This window comes from Sorangium sp. So ce362 (assembly GCF_051519845.1).
Lineage (GTDB): Bacteria > Myxococcota_A > Polyangia > Polyangiales > Polyangiaceae > Sorangium.
In genome coordinates, this window is the sequence record NZ_CP150332.1 from 3,786,720 (window position 1) to 3,804,507 (window position 17,788).

Annotated in this window: 12 protein-coding genes; 1 reads left to right on the plus strand and 11 read right to left on the minus strand. The window is 72.3% G+C overall.

Features of this window, described 5'->3' with window-relative positions; translation table 11 throughout:
* Both WMF17_RS14925 and WMF17_RS14930 read right to left on the minus strand, forming a co-directional pair.
* Window positions 1-4,455, minus strand: a complete 4,455-nt coding sequence (locus WMF17_RS14925; RefSeq protein ID WP_437650095.1) for a sigma 54-interacting transcriptional regulator — start codon at window positions 4,453-4,455, stop codon at window positions 1-3.
* Between the two features lie 41 nt (window positions 4,456-4,496).
* Complete coding sequence (locus WMF17_RS14930; protein ID WP_437650097.1) at window positions 4,497-5,261, minus strand: DUF3105 domain-containing protein; 765 nt, start codon at window positions 5,259-5,261, stop codon at window positions 4,497-4,499.
* 77 nt (window positions 5,262-5,338) lie between these two features.
* Between WMF17_RS14930 and WMF17_RS14935 the strand changes: the two genes are divergently transcribed.
* Window positions 5,339-6,235 (plus strand): diguanylate cyclase, encoded by an 897-nt coding sequence (locus WMF17_RS14935; RefSeq protein WP_437602732.1) that lies wholly within the window; start codon window positions 5,339-5,341, stop codon window positions 6,233-6,235.
* A gap of 16 nt (window positions 6,236-6,251) precedes the next feature.
* Here the strand turns inward: WMF17_RS14935 and WMF17_RS14940 are convergent, their stop codons facing one another.
* From WMF17_RS14940 to WMF17_RS14980, 9 genes are all read right to left on the minus strand, one after another.
* Window positions 6,252-7,463: an Ig-like domain-containing protein gene (locus WMF17_RS14940; protein ID WP_437602734.1), complete on the minus strand. Its 1,212-nt coding sequence runs from the start codon at window positions 7,461-7,463 to the stop codon at window positions 6,252-6,254.
* A gap of 50 nt (window positions 7,464-7,513) precedes the next feature.
* Window positions 7,514-7,768 (minus strand): hypothetical protein, encoded by a 255-nt coding sequence (locus tag WMF17_RS14945; protein WP_020735484.1) that lies wholly within the window; start codon window positions 7,766-7,768, stop codon window positions 7,514-7,516.
* Between the two features lie 108 nt (window positions 7,769-7,876).
* Window positions 7,877-9,319 (minus strand): cytochrome c3 family protein, encoded by a 1,443-nt coding sequence (locus tag WMF17_RS14950; protein WP_437602736.1) that lies wholly within the window; start codon window positions 9,317-9,319, stop codon window positions 7,877-7,879.
* A gap of 11 nt (window positions 9,320-9,330) precedes the next feature.
* Window positions 9,331-11,073, minus strand: coding sequence for a hypothetical protein (locus WMF17_RS14955; RefSeq protein ID WP_437602737.1), 1,743 nt, complete (start codon window positions 11,071-11,073; stop codon window positions 9,331-9,333).
* Window positions 11,074-11,235: 162 nt separating this feature from the next.
* Entirely contained in the window at window positions 11,236-12,000 is a 765-nt protein-coding gene (locus WMF17_RS14960; RefSeq protein ID WP_437602739.1) for a HEAT repeat domain-containing protein, read from the minus strand.
* Window positions 12,001-12,162: 162 nt separating this feature from the next.
* Window positions 12,163-12,963 (minus strand): hypothetical protein, encoded by an 801-nt coding sequence (locus WMF17_RS14965; RefSeq protein ID WP_437650099.1) that lies wholly within the window; start codon window positions 12,961-12,963, stop codon window positions 12,163-12,165.
* Between the two features lie 139 nt (window positions 12,964-13,102).
* Window positions 13,103-13,798, minus strand: a complete 696-nt coding sequence (locus tag WMF17_RS14970) for an outer membrane beta-barrel domain-containing protein (RefSeq protein WP_437602742.1) — start codon at window positions 13,796-13,798, stop codon at window positions 13,103-13,105.
* 703 nt (window positions 13,799-14,501) lie between these two features.
* Complete coding sequence (ftsY, locus tag WMF17_RS14975; RefSeq protein ID WP_437602743.1) at window positions 14,502-15,845, minus strand: signal recognition particle-docking protein FtsY; 1,344 nt, start codon at window positions 15,843-15,845, stop codon at window positions 14,502-14,504.
* Window positions 15,846-15,988: 143 nt separating this feature from the next.
* Window positions 15,989-17,764: a carboxypeptidase-like regulatory domain-containing protein gene (locus WMF17_RS14980; RefSeq protein ID WP_437602745.1), complete on the minus strand. Its 1,776-nt coding sequence runs from the start codon at window positions 17,762-17,764 to the stop codon at window positions 15,989-15,991.
* Window positions 17,765-17,788: the final 24 nt, after the last annotated feature.

Consider the following 17,788-nt stretch of genomic DNA (forward strand, 5'->3'; position numbering starts at 1 on the left):
TCACGCCTCGATCGCGAGCCGCTTGATCATCTTCTGCAGGCCGAACCTCGACAGCCCGAGCAGCTTGGCCGCCTGCGTCTGGTTGCCGCGCGTGCGCTCCAGCGCGTCGCGCACGAGCTCCGTCTCCAGCGCGTCGATCCTCCCGCGGACGTTGAGGCCGAGCTCGCGCGGCGCCGCGCCGCCGCCCTGCGCGATCTCGGGCGACAGGTGCTCCCGATCGATGGTCCCATCGCAGAGCACGATCGCCCGCCGGATCTCGTTCTCCAGCTGGCGCACGTTGCCGGGCCACCCGTGGGTCGAGAGCCGATCCATCGCCCCGCGCGTGACCCGGACCGGTCCGCGGCCGTGCTTGGAGACGAGGTGCTGGACGATGAGCGGCACGTCGGTGGCGCGCTCGCGCAGCGGCGGCACCCGGATCGTGATGATGTTCAGCCGGTAGAAGAGATCCTCGCGGAAGGCGCGGGCGCGGACGAGCGCCTCCAGATCGCGGTGGGTCGCGGCGATGACGCGCACGTCGACCTTGCGCGTCCGCTCCGAGCCGAGCGGCCGCACGAGGCCGTCCTCGAGGACGCGCAGCAGCTTCGTCTGCATGGCGAGGCTCATCTCGCCGATCTCGTCGAGGAACAGCGTCCCCCGGTCCGCCACCTCGAAGAGCCCGGCGCGCGGCCGATCCGCGCCCGTGAACGCGCCGCGCACGTGCCCGAAGAGCGCCGACTCGAGCAGCCCCTCGGGGATCGCGCCGCAGTTCTCGCTCACGAACGGGTGCGCCGCGCGCGGGCCGTTGTGGTGGATGGCCCGCGCCACGAGCTCCTTGCCGCTGCCGGACTCGCCGCAGACGAGCACCGGCACCTCGGACGCGGTCACGCGGTCGACGAGGCGCAGCATCGCGTGCACGGGCTCGCTCTCGCCGATGATGGCGTCGTACCGGTAGCGCGTGTCCCGGCCCCCACGCGCCCTGGCGAGCTCGATCGCCGCCGCGTCGAGCTCCGCCTCGCGGCGCGCGAGCTCCTCGGCGAGCCGCGACGACGCGCGCTCCGCGCGGCGAGCGGCGCGGCGCAGCTGCACCTGCGCGCGCGCGTCGGCGATCGCCAGCGCCGCGACCGACGCGATGGTGCGCGCCCACCGGAGCTCCTGCGCCCCGAACGCGCCGCGGCGCACGCGATCGTCGAGGTAGACGACGCCGAGCGCCTCGCCGCGCGCGATGAGCGGCACGGCCAGCACGCTCCGGAGCTTCAGCGCGTGCACGCTGCGGTGCACGCTCGGCAGCTCCCCCGCGGCGTCGACGGCGACCACCGGCTCGCGCGCCTCCAGGGCGCGGCGCGCGAGCGTCTCCGACAGCGCGAGCTGCTCCGCGCCGAGGCGGGAGCGCGCCAGATTGCGCGCGGCCCGCGGGACGAGGCGCCCGTTCGGGGCGCGCAGGAGCAGGAGCCCCCGCTCGACCCCCGTCCACAGCACGAGCGCGTCGACGACCCGATCGAGCAGCGGCGTGAGCCGCTCGCGTTCGCCGAGCGCGCCGACGAGCGCCTCCAGATCGCGCGCCTGCTCGGGGCCGAGGCCGCTCTCCGGCAGCGCCCGCGCGCGGGCGACCCACGGCAGCGACCGGACCGCGCCGGAGAGCCCCGGCGAGGCGGAGGAGGCCCCTGCCGAGCCCGCGTCCGCGTTGCGCCTGCAGAGCTCGCGCGCGGCCTCGGAGAGCGCCGCGAGCACCCGGTGCGCGACGTCCGTCTGCCCGGTCTGGACCGCGAGCGCGTGCGCCGCGGCGAGCGCCGGGCCGCGCGACGCGATCGGCGCGCGGGTGCCCGCGAGCGAGGCGAGCGCGGCGAGGACGCGGTCGCTGCGGCCGCCGTGGGGCGCCGAGCGCGCCGCGCCGCCCTGTCCGTCGTCCTCGGCGGGCGCGTCGCCGACGTCGTCCATGGCGCGCGCCGCGCGCGCCCCCCACCAGTCGAGCCGCGAAGCCGCGGCGAGATCCGGGCCGCTCGCGAGCTCGTCGAGCTCCTCGACGCGGGCGCCATCGAGCTCGCCCGCGCCGTGGCGCAGGCGCCGCGCGGCCGCCCGGAGCGCGTCGTCCGCCGAGCCGCCGGCGAGGAGCGCCGCGGCGCGCTCCGCCGCCGCGCGCGCGTCGAGCCGCGAGCCCGCCTCGGCGCTCGCGACGCCGTCCCCGCGCGTGGCGGCCACGTCCGCGATCGCCCAGAGCGCGTAGGCCTCCGCCTTCGTGTCGCCCGCGTCGCGGGCCCGGGCGATGGCGTCTTCGGCCATCTGGCGGGTCTCGTGCGCGAGGCCCGCGGTGGCGTAGGCGGCCGCGCACGCGAGCAGCGCGCGCGCCCCCTGGGCTGGCCGGCCGAGGTGCTCCCAGAGCAGCGCCGCGCGGGTCGATGTCGCGATCGCGCCGTCGAGATCGCCGAGATCCACCGCCGCCGCCGCCTCGCCGGTCCGGTAGGTCGCCTCCTCGACCACGGCCCCGGCGCGGACGGCGTAGTCGACCGCGGCGCTGAACGACGCGTGCGCGCGCTCCGGATCGCTCGCGTGCCACGCATAGCCGCGCACCGCGGCCATCCGCGCGAGCTCCTCGACGGAGCCCGCGAGCGCCTCGCCGCGCGCCACCTCGGACAGCGCCCGCGCGGCGTCGCCGCGCAGCACCGCGATCAGCGCGCGCACCTCGCAGAGGGGCGCGGTGACCGCCTCCCCGGCGAGCGCCTCGGCCGCGCCCAGCGTCCCCGCGTCGATCGCGATGCGCGCGAGCACCGCGGCCGCGCGCCCGTCCGGGTCTGCGCCGGCGTCGATGGCGGCGCGGGCGCGCTCCTCGGCGAGGACGCGATCCCCGGCGCGCCGCAGGACCTCCGCGGCGAGCGCTGCGGCCTCCGTCGCGTCCCGCACGGACGCGCGCAGCATCAGGCTCCGCGCGCGGCCGAGATCGCCGTGCAGCCGGAGCGCGTTTGCCGCGGCGACGACAAGGCTGGCGGGCGCGTCGTCGCGCTGCTCGATCGCCTCGATCGCGAGCGGATCCGGCGGCACGCGCGCGATCGCGAGCGCCAGCTCCGCCGCCTCCGCCGCGCCCATGGCCTGCGCCGCGGCGGCGCCCTCGCCGGCGGCGCCGCGGTCGCGCGTCGCCGCGGTCGCCCGCCGTCGCGCGCCGCCCCCCAGCGCGGCCGCCTCGACGTCCGCGAACGTCCAGGCCCGCGGCGGGATCTGCCGCGCCAGGGCGACGAGCGCGTCCGCCAGCGCGCGCTCCGGCGCCGCCGCGAGGGTCGTCATCGGCCACGCCGCGGCGCTCGTCCCCACGAGCGCGGTGAGCCACCGCGCGACGCGGTCCGGGCCGAGCCGCCCCAGCCACGCCGCCTCGCCCTGCGGCGAGCCCGCGCGCGCCGCGCCGTCGCCCGCGCCGGAGAGCGCGCGCGCCCGCTGGACCACCGCGAACGCGTCCGCGAGCCAGGGGGCCACGTCGTCGCGCACCCCGGTCGCCGTCTCGAGCTCGTGTCGCCGCAGGCGCAGGTAGGCGGCGCGCACGCGGCGCGCGTCGCGGTCCTGCCGATCGCGCGCCGCGCCCGGCGCCCCGGGATCGTCGTCCGCGCGCCGCGCCGCTCTCCCGGCGATCGGATCGCGCGCCGGCTGCGCGCCGGCGAGCGCGGCGCGGGCCGAATCGGTGACCCACGCCGAGGACGGCCGCGCGGCGGGGCAGGGCGACAGGAGGGCCCTGCAGATCGCGTCGAGCGTGGGCCCGGCCGCGCTCCCCGCGGCCACCGCGGCGCGCGCCGCCCCGATGGGATCGTCCGCGGCCCCCACGCCGGGGAGCGCGATCTCGGCGAGCAGCGTCCCCAGCGCGAGCAGGTCCCTCGCCCGCGCGTCCCCGAGCTCCGCGTCGCGGCGCGCGAGGTACCTGAGCGTCGCCCCTTCCACGGCGGTCTCGTGGATCGAGCAGGCGAGCCCCAGGTCGATCATCCCGATCCGCCCCTCCGGCGTCAGGATCAGGTTCTCCGGCTTGAGATCCCCGTGGGCCAGGCCGATGCCGTGCAGGTCGCCGAGCGCCTCGCCCGCGTCGCGCGCGACGGCGAGCGCCAGCGCCGCGCGCTCGCCCGGAGGCAGCTCGCGTACGGCCTCGGCGACGGCGCGCCCCTCGATCCAGCGCATCGCCACGAACGCGCGCCGCTCCTCGCCGGGGGCGCCCTCGACGCGCGCGACGCCGTCGCGCGCCGACAGCCACCCGACATCGACGAGCTCCGGCAGGCGCGGCGAGAGCGCGAGCGCTGCGTGCAACGCCTCGCGGGCGAGCGCCCGCAGCGCGGCCGCGCGCTCCTCCCCGGGCGCGCCGCGGTCGCGTCGCTCGATCTTGAGCCCCACAACGCCGCCGCGCTCCTGATCGACGGCCCTCCAGACCTCGGCCGACCCGCCCGACCCCGCGACATCCAGCAGCCGGAAGCGCTCTGCCAACCGAGGTGTCACGGTCGACGGCTCGCTCATTCCAGGAATGCTCCCGGGCTGCGAGCCACCTGTCAACCGGGTTACGGTCCTGGCGGACCGCCGCCGGCTGCGTCGGGCGTGTCGCCCGCGCCCTCGTCGGGCGGCATGTCGTCACCGCAGCTCGGCGCGCCGCCGTCCGGCAGATCGACGTCGACGGCCGACGCGTTGCTGCACGTGTCTTCCCGACCCTTGCCGTAGTGGTCTGCCACGAAGCGCGCGAGCGACGGCTTGTCGAGGCACGTCGCGGTGTACGTGGCGCCCCAGGCCGCGGCGGCGATGGGGGTGTCCAGCGCGCTGTCGGGCGTCATCACGAGGCGCGCCTCGGGCCCTCCGGGCAGCGTGAGGCATCTCGGATCCGAGGCGGCCTCGGTCCGCACCTCGTCGAGCATCGCCTCCACCTCCGCGCAGCCCGACGGCGGGCACCGGTAGGCGAGGACGATCGCGCCGTGCTCGAGGTTGTGCACGTAGAGCTCCCGCGGGACCTCGGCCTCGTAGCGCTTGTACTCGGCCCAGAGGGCCCAGTGATCTCCGCCGCTCGGCGGGTTTGTCTCGTACTGGATGGGCGCGCACAAGGGCAGGTGCTGCGCGGAGGTCACGCGGATCCCCGTCTGGACGACGACCTTGCACTCGGCCTCGCCCGGGAGGGGCGGGGCGTCCGGGAAGCGCGAGACGATCTCGGGCTGCGGCGGCGAGGCGTCGCTCTCGTCGATCGGGGGTGCGCTCTGACCACACCCGCTCAGGGGAGCGGAGAGCGCGGCGGCCGCCGTGGCGGCCACACACATCTGCGCGAAACCGCAGCGTTTCATGGTTGAAGCCTACCATGTCCGACGCGCGACGTGCGTTGCCCCGGAACGCCGGCTCTGGTGTACTTGGGTCCTCCCGCGTGGCGAAGCAAGAGAACGATCACCGGCAGACGCTCGTCACCTGCACGTCCATCGCCCCGCCGGCGCTTCCGGTGGAGCCTGGCACCGCGTGCCTGGTCGTGATCTACGGCACGGAGCTCGGGCGCCGCATCGCGCTCGGCACCGGGGCGATCGAGTGCGGGCGTGCGATACAGACCGAGATCCCGCTCGACGACGAGGCGGTCAGCCGCCGCCACGCGCGCATCTCCTGGAACGGGATGGGCTACGTCGTCCGCGATCTCGGCTCGACCAACGGCACCTACGTGAACGACGTCTCGGTCGACGAGCGCGTCCTCAAGGACGGCGATCAGGTCAAGATCGGCCGGACGATCTTCAAGTTCATCCAGGGGGGGAACGTCGAGCTCTCGTACCACGAAGAGATCTACCGCCTGATGACCTTCGACGGGCTCACGCAGGTCCACAACAAGCGCTCCTTCGAGGTCGCGCTCGAGCGGGAGGTGTCGCGCGCGTGCCGTTACCATCGCCACCTCGCGCTCATCATGTTCGACATCGATCACTTCAAGAGCATCAACGACACCCGGGGGCACCTCACGGGCGACGCCGTGCTCCGCCAGATGGCCGCGCTCGCCGCCGCGAACGTCCGCCGCGACGACGTCCTCGCGCGCGTCGGCGGCGAGGAGTTCGCGCTGCTCGTCCCGGAGCTTGCCGTGGACGGCGCGCGCGTCGTCGCCGAGAAGCTGCGCGCGCTCGTGGAGCGCACGCCGTTCCGCTTCGAGGACGGCGAGATCGCCGTCACCGCGAGCTTCGGGGTCGCCGGCATCACGCCGGACGCGCCCGTCTCGCCCATGGAGCTCTACCGCCGCGCCGACGAGCGGCTCTACCATGCGAAGAAGGGCGGGCGGAATCGGGTGATGTGACGGCGCGCGGGCGCGGTCAGGGCGGGGGAGGGACGGAGCAATCGCGCGGCTCGGCGCCGTCGAGGATCCACGCGGACAGGATATCCATCCCGTCCACGTACATCGTGACGTTCGGGTCGTTCGCCGTCTGGGGGTGGAACCAGAACAAGGGGCCTGGCTGCGGGGGCGGCATGGGCATCCCCATCACGAAAGCGGCGCGCAGCCGCTCCGTCTCCTCCCGGAGTTTCTCGGCCTGGTCGGCGGGCAAGGCGGGGTCGAGCGCGCTCTGCCCGACGATCATCTTGTAGAGGAGGTAGCTGTTCCCCGGGTTTCCCGGGTCGATGAGCGGCATGGCCCTGCCGAAGCGCTGCGGGGCCGTCTCCGCCACGTGCGCGCGCTCGCCCATCTGGGTCTGGTGCGCGGCGTGCCCGATCGCGGTCTCGTAGAGCGGGTCGGGCTTCGTGTACTTCAAAATCGCCTTCCCTGGGATCAGTTCCAGCGGTTCCAGCTTCGCCACGCTCAGGTTCAGCCCAGCGGCGGCGTTCCCGTCGCTGTGGCATTGCACGCAGGAGTAGAGGAGGCTCGCTGCGCCCTTCACGCAGGCGTGGCACGCCGGATCGAGCGGGTCGTTCTCCGGAGTGGCCGGATCGTCCTGGCAATCTGGCGTGCGCCCGATGCACTCGAGGTCTCGCTGGCAGTAGAAGTCGCCGCTCGGCTGGCGCTCCGGCATCGCCTGGGGCGGGTTGGTCGCCGCGACGGTGAACTCGACGCGCACGTTAGCGGCCAGGGGCGCGCCGTCGAACGCGCGGATGCCCGCCGGAGCCGCCTCATCCACGGGCCCGAGGACCGTGAGAGCATACCGGGTCCCCGGGAGGAGGCCCGACATGCCTTCGACCTGACGGAAGATGACCTCGCGCTGGACCGGGTTGTACGTCGGCGCCAGCGCGATCGGGTTCACGCAGTCCGCGAACGTCCGGACCTGCGTGGCCAGATCGCCCGAGACGCACAGCGACCCGGGCCCCACAACGCCGCTCACCGAGCCGGGCAGCAGGAAGCGATCGAACTTCAGCACGAAGCTCGCGGTCGACAGCACTTGGGTGGCGCCGCTCGGATCGAGCGGGGTGCGGACGGGCTGGTAGTTCTGGTCGAGGCCGGTCGTGGCCCGCGCCTCGATCAGGTGGACAGGGGGGGCGTCGATCGGCTGGTAGGAGGCTTCCCCCACGTCGCAGCCGGCCGTCGCGAGGGCCACGTGGAGGAAGAAGGGGAGGGAAGCGATGCGCGCCGCGCGGGCCGGCCTGCTCAGCTTTCGGCGTAGAGCGAGAGCTGCTCGCGGACGACCTTCTCGTTCACCCCGCTCTGGATGTGTTCCTTGAGACAGTCGGCCAGCGTGATCAGCATGTCGTCGACCCCTTTCTCCTCGATGAGCTTCGACAAAAGTTGGCGTGCCTCCCGTCCGTCGTCTTCGCGGAGGAAGCCCCGCACTGTCTCCAGCGTGATTTCCCCCTGGAAATCGAGATAGAGGTTGTCGATCAGGTACTTGATCAGCTCCTTCACGCCCGTTCTCCTTGGCGTTCGCGGCGATCGTTAGGGAAGCCGCGCGCACCTCGCTATACCCGTCGCCGGAAGGCCAGGGCAAGGAATATACTGACCGATTTTGACTTTTCATTGGCAACGCTGGAGGAACCTGTCGCTCGACTGATGGCACACCAGGCACGGGCGCGGGTTCCGAGAGAACGCGGTCTTGCACTTGCTCTCGAACCCGAGCGGATGCGGGTTCAGCCCTTGCCCGCCCGAGATCCCGCGGGTCGCGTGGCAGGTCGCGCAGTCCCGCTCCGTGTGGCAGGAAACGCACGCATTCAGGTTTCGCTCTGCTTCCCAGGCGTGGTGCTTCGCGCTGCGCGGCGCGGTTGTCCACTCCGCCGGCGGGGGATGGAAGCGGCGCCCTGAGGGCCGCGTGGCGCTCGGCGCGTCGCGCGCCACGCCCGTCCGGCGGTGGCAGTCCGCACAGAACGTTTGCTCCTGATGGCAGCTCACGCAGCGCGGATTGTCCTGCCGGGCCGCCTGCGGGTGCATCGAGAGGAAGTCGTTCGGGTGGACGTTGCGCGGACGGATCTTCCCGTCATGGCAGTCGGTGCAGTAGTTCGTGCTGTGGCATGTCCCGCAGAAGGCGCTGTCGTTCGCGGCGACCTGCTTGTGCCGCTCGAGCCAGTCGGGGGTGTGTCCCGCGTTGTGCAGCCACTGGGGCGGCAGCAGATCGCCCGTGGCGAACTCGGTCATGAGCCGCCCGTCGGGGCGCGTCAGGTGGCAGACGTCGCAGTCGCTCTTCGCGTCGCCCTGGGCTGCGCCGCTCATGTTGTGGCACGAGAAGCAGCCTGCCATGCGCGGCAGCTGCTCGCGGGTGGCGAGCTCGAGTCGATCGACCCGGCCGTGGCACTGGCTGCACTTGATGTTCCGGCTCACGTGCTTCTCGTGCGGGAACCGGAGGTTCGCGTGCGGCAGCACGAGCGGCGCCACCTTTCCGCCGCTGCCCGCGTCGTCGCCGATGTGGCAGTAGACGCACTGTCCGTTCTCGTTCGTCCCCGCCTTCACCTGGGTGAGGTCGGAGTGATCGACGTCGTGGCAGTTGTCGCAGGTCTGCGCCGGACTCGGCAGCAGCCGGTCGGTCACTGCGCCGCTCGTGTAGGCCCCTGCGTGGCACGACTTGCACGTCTGCTTGAGCCCCTTGACGTGCTTCTTGTGGTTGAAGCGGATCGTCAGCGTCTGCGGGGGATAGATCTCGTCGCTCGGGGTCGGGGTCGCGCTCGTTCCGGGCGGCATCCAGGCCAGCGGCACCTCCGCGTCGTCGGGCATCGGGTAGAGGCCCGACCTGTACCCGCTCGGCGGCGGATGCGCGCCCTTCTCTCCTTCGGCGTCCTCCTCGGCGTCCTCGGCCGCATCCGCGCTGTCGTCGTCGGCCGTCGCCGGCGGCTTCGGCTGGGCGGCGGCCTCGGGACCCACGATCGCGAGCGCCAGCGCGCCCAGGCACGCGATGATGGCGACCCACCCCGGGACGAGCCTCGGGTCATCCCGCCGGGCGCCGCGCCGGCCATCCTGTCTTGCGTCCATGCGATCCTCGCTCACGGCGCCACCCGCAGGTTCACGAGGCCGACGACGCGGAAGCGCTGGCCCACCAGCCGGTTCATGTCGTGCTCCCACTCGAGCTTGAAGTCTGCGAACTCACCCGGCCGGTACCCGGCCCCAAGGACGTACCCGAACGACGTCGCGTCCCGGTCCGGCCTGAGCGGATCCGCCCAGTTGTACAGCGACACCCGCGCTCCGAGCGCGTAGCGCTGCCCGCTCAGCCGCCTCTCCCCCGACAGATCGGCCCCTGTCCGGCGCCCGCGCTCTCCCGTCTGCAGCATCCCGCGGAGCTCGACCGACGTCGTGCGCGTGCGGTAGCGGCCCGCGAGGTTGGCGAGCACGTCGGTCGTGATCGTCGTGGCGCGGTTCTTCTCATCACGCGCGTAGTCCTCGAGGTCGCTGTCGGTCGACGGATCGAGCGTCGTCGTCCCGACGCAATCCGGCCCGAGCTGCGCTTCCCGGCACTGGCCGGCGCCGAACTCCTCCGGGTTCCCCTCGGCGATCCACATCCGCGTGCCGCCCCAGGCGGCGACATCGACCTCGCGGGTGATGTCGACCGCCGCCCGTCCGGTGATCGTGGTGATGGGATCGTGGGTGAACCAGTTCCAGATCGAGTCGGCGTCGAACGTGGGAACGAAGTAGTCGACGTCCGCGCCCAGCGTGACGCGGCTCCCCGCGTAGACCTCCAGGCCGCCGAAGAACGAGCCGACGAGCTGGTTGTAGAGGTCGTAGGTCACCCCGCCCTTGAGCCCGCCGACCGCCGGCACGTTGACGTCGGCCGCGTACCCGAGCCGGTCCTGCGAGATGCGCGCCCCGTCGGTCGTCTGGACGTTCCCGTCGCGATCCGGGAACTGCTGGGTGATCGAGGGCCCCGTGTTGTAGACGCGCCGGTAGGTCAGCCGGCCGTGGACGAAGCTCGGACCGGCGCTCTCCAGCGCGACGCCGAACGCCGGGGCGATCTGGGCCTCCTGGTACGACGGGTAGTCGGCCGCGCTCCCGGGCAGCGTCCGGTCGTCGCCGAAGCCCCGATGGTTGCCGCGCCAGATCCCCTGCTGCTCGAAGCGCGATGTGGAGAGCGGCAGGCCGCCGCGCTGCTCGAGCCCGCCGTACGCCTCGATCTGGACGTAGTAGGGCGTCGTCACGCGGAGGAGCGCGCCATCGAACGACCACCATCCGAGCACGTCGCTCACGTACTGGCGGCCGACGCGGAAGCCGAGCCATCCGCTGGCGACGTTCCGACCTTCGACGTACGCGTACATCAGATCGAGCGGCGCCTCGCGCAGCCCCGGGATGTAGCGTGAGCCGCCGGCGATGCTGTAGTCGGTCTCGCCGCGCTGCTGCGCGCCTTCGAGGTGGCCGTTCACCCCGAAGTCCGCGTCCAGCCGGAGCCGCACGGTCGCCGAGTAGTCCGCCTCGCCTGGGACAAAGTCGCCCTGGAGGTTGTAGACGGCGAGCCCCAGCGTCTGCAGGAGACGCCGTCGCTCGATGTTCGTGGCTCCCCAGGGGCTCGCGACCTCGTAGGCCTGAACGCCGGTGCTCGACTCGACCTGGAAGTCGGCTGCAGCTGCCCCGCGCGGGGCGAGCGCGAAGGGCAGCAGGCCGGCAGCGGCCAGCGCGCGCGACAGCGAGGCGCGTCGCGCTCTCCGTCTGCGCGTTCCAAGACACGCCCCGGCAAAGCAGGGGCATGGCTCACGACGTCGTGACGGGAGCTCCGCCATCGACGAGCGGTGCTCAGTCACGGAATCTACGCTCGCTTTCCGCTGGTGCGGGCCGGTCTACGCGGCCCGTGCTCTCAGCTGCCGCCGAGGCCTGAACAAGCATGGCGCGGAGTTTCGTCCACGCGCGGCAACGCTGTCAACCCGATCGCAGGGCGAACAGCCTTGTCGCAAAAGCACGCCCGGTCAGCTGTATCCAGCGCCCTTCCGGAGCTTGCCGTCCGAGCCCACGCTGAAGCCGTTCGAGTCCTGGAGCGCCTGGTTCGCGCTGCTCCGCAGCTCTGCCGGCACCGTCCAGCCGCGGGTCAGCAGCCCCTCGGCCACCTTGTTCTTCACCCGGACCGACTCCTCGGCCGCGAGCATCTTCACCAGCGCAGGCACGCTCGCCTCGTCGCCCTGGGAAAAGATGGTCTGCACGGCGTGGAACCGGACCGTCTCGTTGACGTCGTCGAGGAACCGCTCCACCGCGACCCGCACGTCGTCGTCCTTGAGCTCGCCCAGCGCGACGATGATCTGCTGCTTCGGCTCGACGTTGCGCGCATACTCCGTGTCGCACCGATCGAGCAGCCGGACGAGCTCGACGCGATAGTCCGCGTCATCGAGCAGCGCCCGCAGGATCTTGAGCGGCCAGGTGAGGGTCTCGGCCTTGAGGCAGAACTCGGCAACGGCCGGCACCGCGTCCTTGCCGGCCTCGACGATGCCCCGGAACGCCAGATCCTTCTCTTCCTGATCCGTGATCGAGGGGTCGATCGAGAACGTGAAGCGCCTGAGGAGCGCCGCCGCTGCGTCGGCGCTCTTCATCGCTGCGAGCGTCTGGATGGCGTCGAGGCGGTCGTAGGCCTGAGCGCGCTTGTCCGCGACGACCTTGGCCGGACCGGCCACCTTCTTGTTGTCGGAGGGGGTGCCGCCGGCCGGCGGAGTGCTTTTGCGGAGAAAATCGAAAATACCCAACGCTGACCTCTGGTGGCTGTCCCGCCGCCGCGGTCCGAGCTGCCCGGCGATCTCCGCCGGGCTCCACTGCCGAGGGCAGAGCCTGCTGCTCCCGGCACTGGAGGCTCCCCGTCCGAGCTACCCCGGACGAGCCGGCTCGGTCATCCGAGCCGGCGAAGCCGTCTACTCCGTCGTCTTGATGGCGGTGGGGAATTGAATGCTCAGGCTCACGGTGACCATGCTGGTGAAGTGGAATTCGCGGTCCTTGTCGTCCACCTTGTTGTCAGGGAACGCCTCATCCGTGCCGGCCCCGTGGTTGTCGAAGCCCGAAGTATTCCACTCGAACGGCAGGGCGCGCCACTCCGCGCCGAAGCCGATGAAGTCCGACGGATAGAAATTCAAGCCGAGGCCGAACGTCGGCGCGAGGGCCATGCGGCTCTCGAGCCCGAAGGTCTCCGCGCAGTTCGCTGTGCACTGCTTGCGCTCCTTCACCCCGATCGCCGCGAGCCCGGCGAAGAAGTTCACGTCGGTGTCCACGAAGAGCTCGGCGAACAGCGCCAGCTTGCCGCGGAAGGGCACGACCGTGACCTGCGGCGCCGCGACCCACTGGATCTGGGCTAGCTGGTCCTCCGTGAGCTGGCCTCGTGTCAGGTTGACCCTGGTCAGCTGGCACGCCTTCGTGAACGGCCGGTCGGCGCAGCTGCGGCTGTCGATCGCGACGCGCTGGAGCTCGTCCGTCAGCCCGGCGTTGTACTGGAACCCGTACCCGCCCCAGGCTCCGATGCCGAGCCAGTCGGTGAGGTGGTAGGTGAGGCGCAGCCCCGGCATGATCGTTCGCCGGTACTCGTCCAGCAGCGTGAACGACGCGCCTGGAGCCACCTCAAACCGTCCCTCGCGATGGAGCCGGAGCTTCCGCACGGCGGGTGCACCGGCCAGAGGGCCGGTCAGCTGAATCTCCTGCGCCTCGGCGGGCGCAGCCGTCATCAGAAGTGCACAGCCGGTAAGCCCTGCCACCACGGTGCAAAGGCTTTGGACGAATCGACGCATCATGCCTGTCCCCGTCTTTGGCTGAATCATCCCATGTCTCGCGCTCGGCGTCTGCGCGTCCCCACGTCCAAAGGCCTTACTTCGGCAGCCGGTATTCCCAGGAGAACGGCAGGAACACCGAGAACCCGACCTGGGCCTGCACGTTGTTGGTGAAGCTCTTCTCATCGGCCAGCCACGTGCTCTTGTCCTGGAGTCTGTCCTTGTCGACGCTGGGGTTCTCGAGCTCGTCGAAGAAGATGTAGTCGCTGACCTCGGCCATGGCCGCGAACCAGCGGTTGAAGAAGATGCGGATGCCCCCGCCGACGTGGAAGGCGAGCTTCGGCTTCCAGTCGAAGGTGCGGTTGTCCGGATCGACGACGGCCATGGGCCGCGTCGAGATCGCGCCGACACCGCCCAGTACGAAGAAGTCGTAGTGGAAGATGAAGTCGCTGAACCCGGCGAACTTGCCGTACGCGGGGACGTACGTGAAGTTCGCGTTCGCGTTCCACTGATACTCGGTGATCGGCTCACCGACACGCGCCGCCCTGCTCGTCTGGAAGTTGAAGTCCGACGGTGTGTTGAGGCCGGCGTACCAGTTGCCGTTGACCCCGATCGCGAGGACGTTGGTGAGGTACCAGTTGACCGCGAGCCCCGGACCGTTGTGACCGACGAACTGGTCGTTCATCGTCAGCCCGAAGTACGGGTTCACCTCGAAGCGGTGATAGCGCAGCGCGTAGATCTGCTGCACTGCGTAGGTCTCTGGCCTGAGCACCTTCGCCGCTTCCTTGTCCAAGTCGATCGTGGGACACGCCGTCGGATCGATCTTGCAGATGTCCCCAAGCCCCGCCTCCTCATCGCCTTCGGCCGGAACCGCAGGTCCCTCCGCCGGCTCCGTGCCCTCGGCAGGAGTCTCTGGCTCGTCGAGGTTAATTTCCTTGGGTTGCTCCTTTGGCTGAGCCGACGCCGTAAGCGGCACCGCGACCAACGCAGCCGCAACGAGAAGCCCCACGCGAGCCTGGTTCATCGCCATCCCTTCCGAAGTCCGTGCGATGTGAGCGATCGATCGCCCAGGTAGAACAGCTTCCTAACTACGCGAATTCATTAATTAATTCGGTCAACCGCCAAGCCCGACGGACTATATCACGGCGAAAATAAAAGGATCAACAACCAAATCCTTTTGCCCTGGGCGACCGCCGAGCCCCCCACGGCGCGCGCCCGGGTGGACTCGCGCCGATCGGCAATTTCGCTGCACAATCACCGCGGACCCGGATCCGCCGGTGTGCTTGCTCTGGGGGTTCACGATGGCGGTTCCTGACGGCTCAGCGGGTGCGGGCGAGGCGGCCCGAGAGATCGGACCATCGCCCATTTCTTTGACCGATGTCGAGGGGAGTGATTGGGAGGTGAGGGCAGATCGCTCGCCGCGGCGCCTGGTCTGCTCGGGCCTCGTCTGGCCTGGCCGCGCGCGAGGCTCCGCGCGCTGAGAGGCGCCGCGCTCGTCAGGCGGCCGCGTCTTCGGCGCCGCTCGCGCGGCCGAGCATCGCCTCCACGAACTCGTCGGGCTCGAACTCGCGGAGGTCCTCCGCGCGCTCGCCGATGCCGACGTAGCGGACGGGCAGCCCGTGCTCGGCGCAGATGCCGAGGATGACGCCGCCCTTCGCGGTGCCGTCGAGCTTCGTCAACACGATGCCGGTGATGGGCAGCGCCTCCTTGAAGAGCGCGGCCTGCTGCATGGCGTTCTGTCCGTTCGTGGCGTCGAGCACCAGCAGCGTCTCGTGAGGCGCCCCCTCGAGCGCCTTGTTCATCGTGCGCGCGACCCGGGCCAGCTCCTCCATGAGGTTCGTCTTCGTGTGCAGCCTGCCCGCGGTGTCGGCGAGCACGACGTCGGCGCCCGTGTCCTTCGCCTTCTGGATCGCGTCGAAGATCACCGCGCCCGGGTTCGCCCCGTCCTTGCCGCGCACGACCTCGCAGCCGACGCGCTTGCCCCAGACGTTGAGCTGCTGCACTGCCGCCGCGCGGAACGTGTCGCCCGCGGCGAGCACCACCGTCCGGCCCTCGGCCTTGAGCTGCGTCGCGAGCTTGCCGATCGTTGTCGTCTTGCCCACGCCGTTCACGCCGACCACCATCACCACGGTGGGCTGCGTCTTCAGCGAGAGCCCGCCGCCGGCGCCGACGCGCAGGATCCGCTTCGCGTGCTCGCGGAGCGCGTCCCAGACCTTGTCGGTGTCGGCGAGCTCGTTCCGGCTGAGCGCCGAGCGGATCTCGTCGAGGAGGAGCTCTGACGTCTTCACGCCGACGTCCGAGGTGAGCAGCACCTCTTCGATCTGCTCGACGACGTTGGGATCGATCTCCTTCTTGCCGGCGAACAGCGCCTTGAGCCGGCCGAAGAACCCCTCGCTCTCCCGAACCTTCGCGAGGCCCTTGCGGAGCCCCTCGATGTCGCGCTTGCGCGCGCCCGGGGGCGTCGTCTCCCGCGCCGGCCTGGCGAGGGCCGGCTTGGCCGGCGCCTCGACCACGGGCGCCTCCGCGACCGCGGACGCGGGCAGCGCCGCCTCGTCCGCGGGCGGTGGTACGGCGGGCACCTCGACAGGGAAGGGCGTCGCCGCGGGCGGCTCGTCCTGCGGCGCGGGCTCCTTCGCCTTCGCCGGAGGCGCTTCTTCCGCCGGAGGCTTCTTCTGGACACGCGGCTTGTCGGAGGGCTTGGCGGTGGGCTGCTTCGCCTTCTCCGGGAGCTTCTTCGGTTGGGGGGGCGCTTCGATCTCGGGCGGCGCCGCCTTCTTCGTGACGAAGTAGACGATCGCCGCCACCACGACGAGGCCGACGATAATTAGGGCGATTTCCACGTTGGCGTTCTCCGGCGAGGGAGCCGACTATATGGGACGTACCCCATACGTCAACGTGCGCTCGCGCGGTCGGCCGATCCGGCCAGCGAAACGGCAGGTCGGCGCGGCGGCAGGGTCGCCGCCGCGCGCCCCGAGCGCTCGGCTCACGGAGCGAGCTGGGAGATGCCGGGCTTCGGCTCCGACGCGCCGAGGTCCTGCTCGAGCCGCTCGTCGACGGCATCGGGCCCGAAGGCGGCGTGCTCGATCCGGGTCGCCCACGCCTCGACCTCGTGCTGCTGGACCCTGCTCGCCACGCGGCGCACGTGTCCGGGCGTCGGCTCCGGCGGCCCCTCGAACGGCGCGCCCTGCCGCCGCGCCCAGCGGACGAGGCGATCGAGGACGGCGCGGCGGCGCGTGACCAGCGCGATGCCCAGCTTGCTCGGCGGCGGGAGCGCCTGCTCGTAGCTGCTGTGCGTCGGCGCGCGCGCGACGAGCTTGGCGTCGCTCCGGTACGGCGCCTCGATCGAGAACTCGCCGGCGTCGTCGGTCACGGCGCGCGCGATGACGCCGCTGTCGTCGAAGGCGGGCACGACGATCGTGAGCTCGGCCCGCGCGATGGGCGTGCCGTCGTGCGCGTCGGCGACGGCGCCGCGCCAGCCGGTGGCGTCGTCGATCGGCCCCACGATCCGCACGCCCGCGCGGCCGGGCGGCGCGGCGGGCTTCTCGTCGCCAGCGCGCGCCTCCGCGCGCTTCGGAGCCCGCCGCCAGCCGCCGAGCACCCAGCCCGCGATCGCGAGGACGGCGGCGCCGAGCGCGAGCTGCCGCCACACCCCGGGGCCCGCGACGGGCACGTCGATCGCGAGCTCTGCGCCGGGGATCCACCATGGAGCGGCGGGCACGTAGCGGAGCGACAGCGGCACGGTCCCCTCGCGCTCGGCGATGAACGCGGCGATCACCCGCGCCTTGCCGGAGATCACCCCCGCGGTGCCCACGGGCTCGCCCGCGCGCAGCGCCTCGACGACGCCGCCCTCGACGGGGCCGCCGGACGAGCGCACCTCGACGTCGATCGGCACGCCGTCCTGCGCGCGCGCCGGCTCGACCGGGTGGGAGAGCGCGAGCGTGACCTGGGCGTACCGGACGACGCCCTGGCCGACGCTCGCCTTCGCGAGCGCGGCGGTCCCGCCGAAGCGCGCGCGCAGCACGCCCTGCCCGGCGCCACCGAGGCCCTCGGTCGCGAGCTCGAAGCGCGCGCGCCCGTCGCCGCCGGTCGGCGCCTCCGCGAGCCTCGTGCCGCGCTCGTCCTCGAGCACGACGGGGAGCCGCTCGCGCTCGAACGTCGCGCCGCTCGCGGCGCCTCGCGCGCCGCTGCGATCGATCCGGAGCGCCACGGTGACGTTGACGGTCGGGCGATCCAGATCGATCGCGTCCACCGGCGGATCGAACCGGAGGATCACCGGCGCGAGCGGGGCCGCGTGCGTCTCGATCGGGATCTTCGCCTCCGCCGGCTCGTAGAGCTTCCCTCCGGGGAAGCGGACGCGCAGCGTCGCGTTCGCGAGCGGCGCCCGCCCGCGGAGGCAGAACCCGCCCCGCTCGTCGGTCGAGATCGCGTACCCCCCGTGCGAGGCGCGGTGCTCGCGGCCGCGCGCCGCGCCGTCGGCCGCGCACCTCTCCGCCGTCGGCAGGTCCACGGGCGCTCCGCCGCCCGTGACGGCGTCGATGGAGAGCGGCGCCTCCGCGACCGGGCTCCGCGCGTCGTCGATGACGCTGCCGCGCACGACGAACCCGTCGGGCTCGGTCCACGCGACGGCGTCGATCTGCGCGCTTCCCCGGACATGGATGCGGAGCGGCGCACCTTGCGTCTGCGCGCGCGCCGGGAGCGCCGCGACGAGCGCGGTGGCCGCGAGGAGCGCCCCCTGTAGGCATCGTCTCAAGCCACGCATCTCCCGAACGCCTCCGGCGAGCTC

Coding starts and splice junctions, on each gene's coding strand:
- WMF17_RS14925 (WP_437650095.1), bottom strand. CDS start 4,455: ATGAGCGAGCCGTCGACCGTGACACCTCGGTTGGCAGAGCGCTTCCGG.
- WMF17_RS14930 (WP_437650097.1), bottom strand. CDS start 5,261: ATGAAACGCTGCGGTTTCGCGCAGATGTGTGTGGCCGCCACGGCGGCC.
- WMF17_RS14950 (WP_437602736.1), bottom strand. CDS start 9,319: ATGGACGCAAGACAGGATGGCCGGCGCGGCGCCCGGCGGGATGACCCG.
- WMF17_RS14965 (WP_437650099.1), bottom strand. CDS start 12,963: ATGACGGCTGCGCCCGCCGAGGCGCAGGAGATTCAGCTGACCGGCCCT.
- WMF17_RS14980 (WP_437602745.1), bottom strand. CDS start 17,764: ATGCGTGGCTTGAGACGATGCCTACAGGGGGCGCTCCTCGCGGCCACC.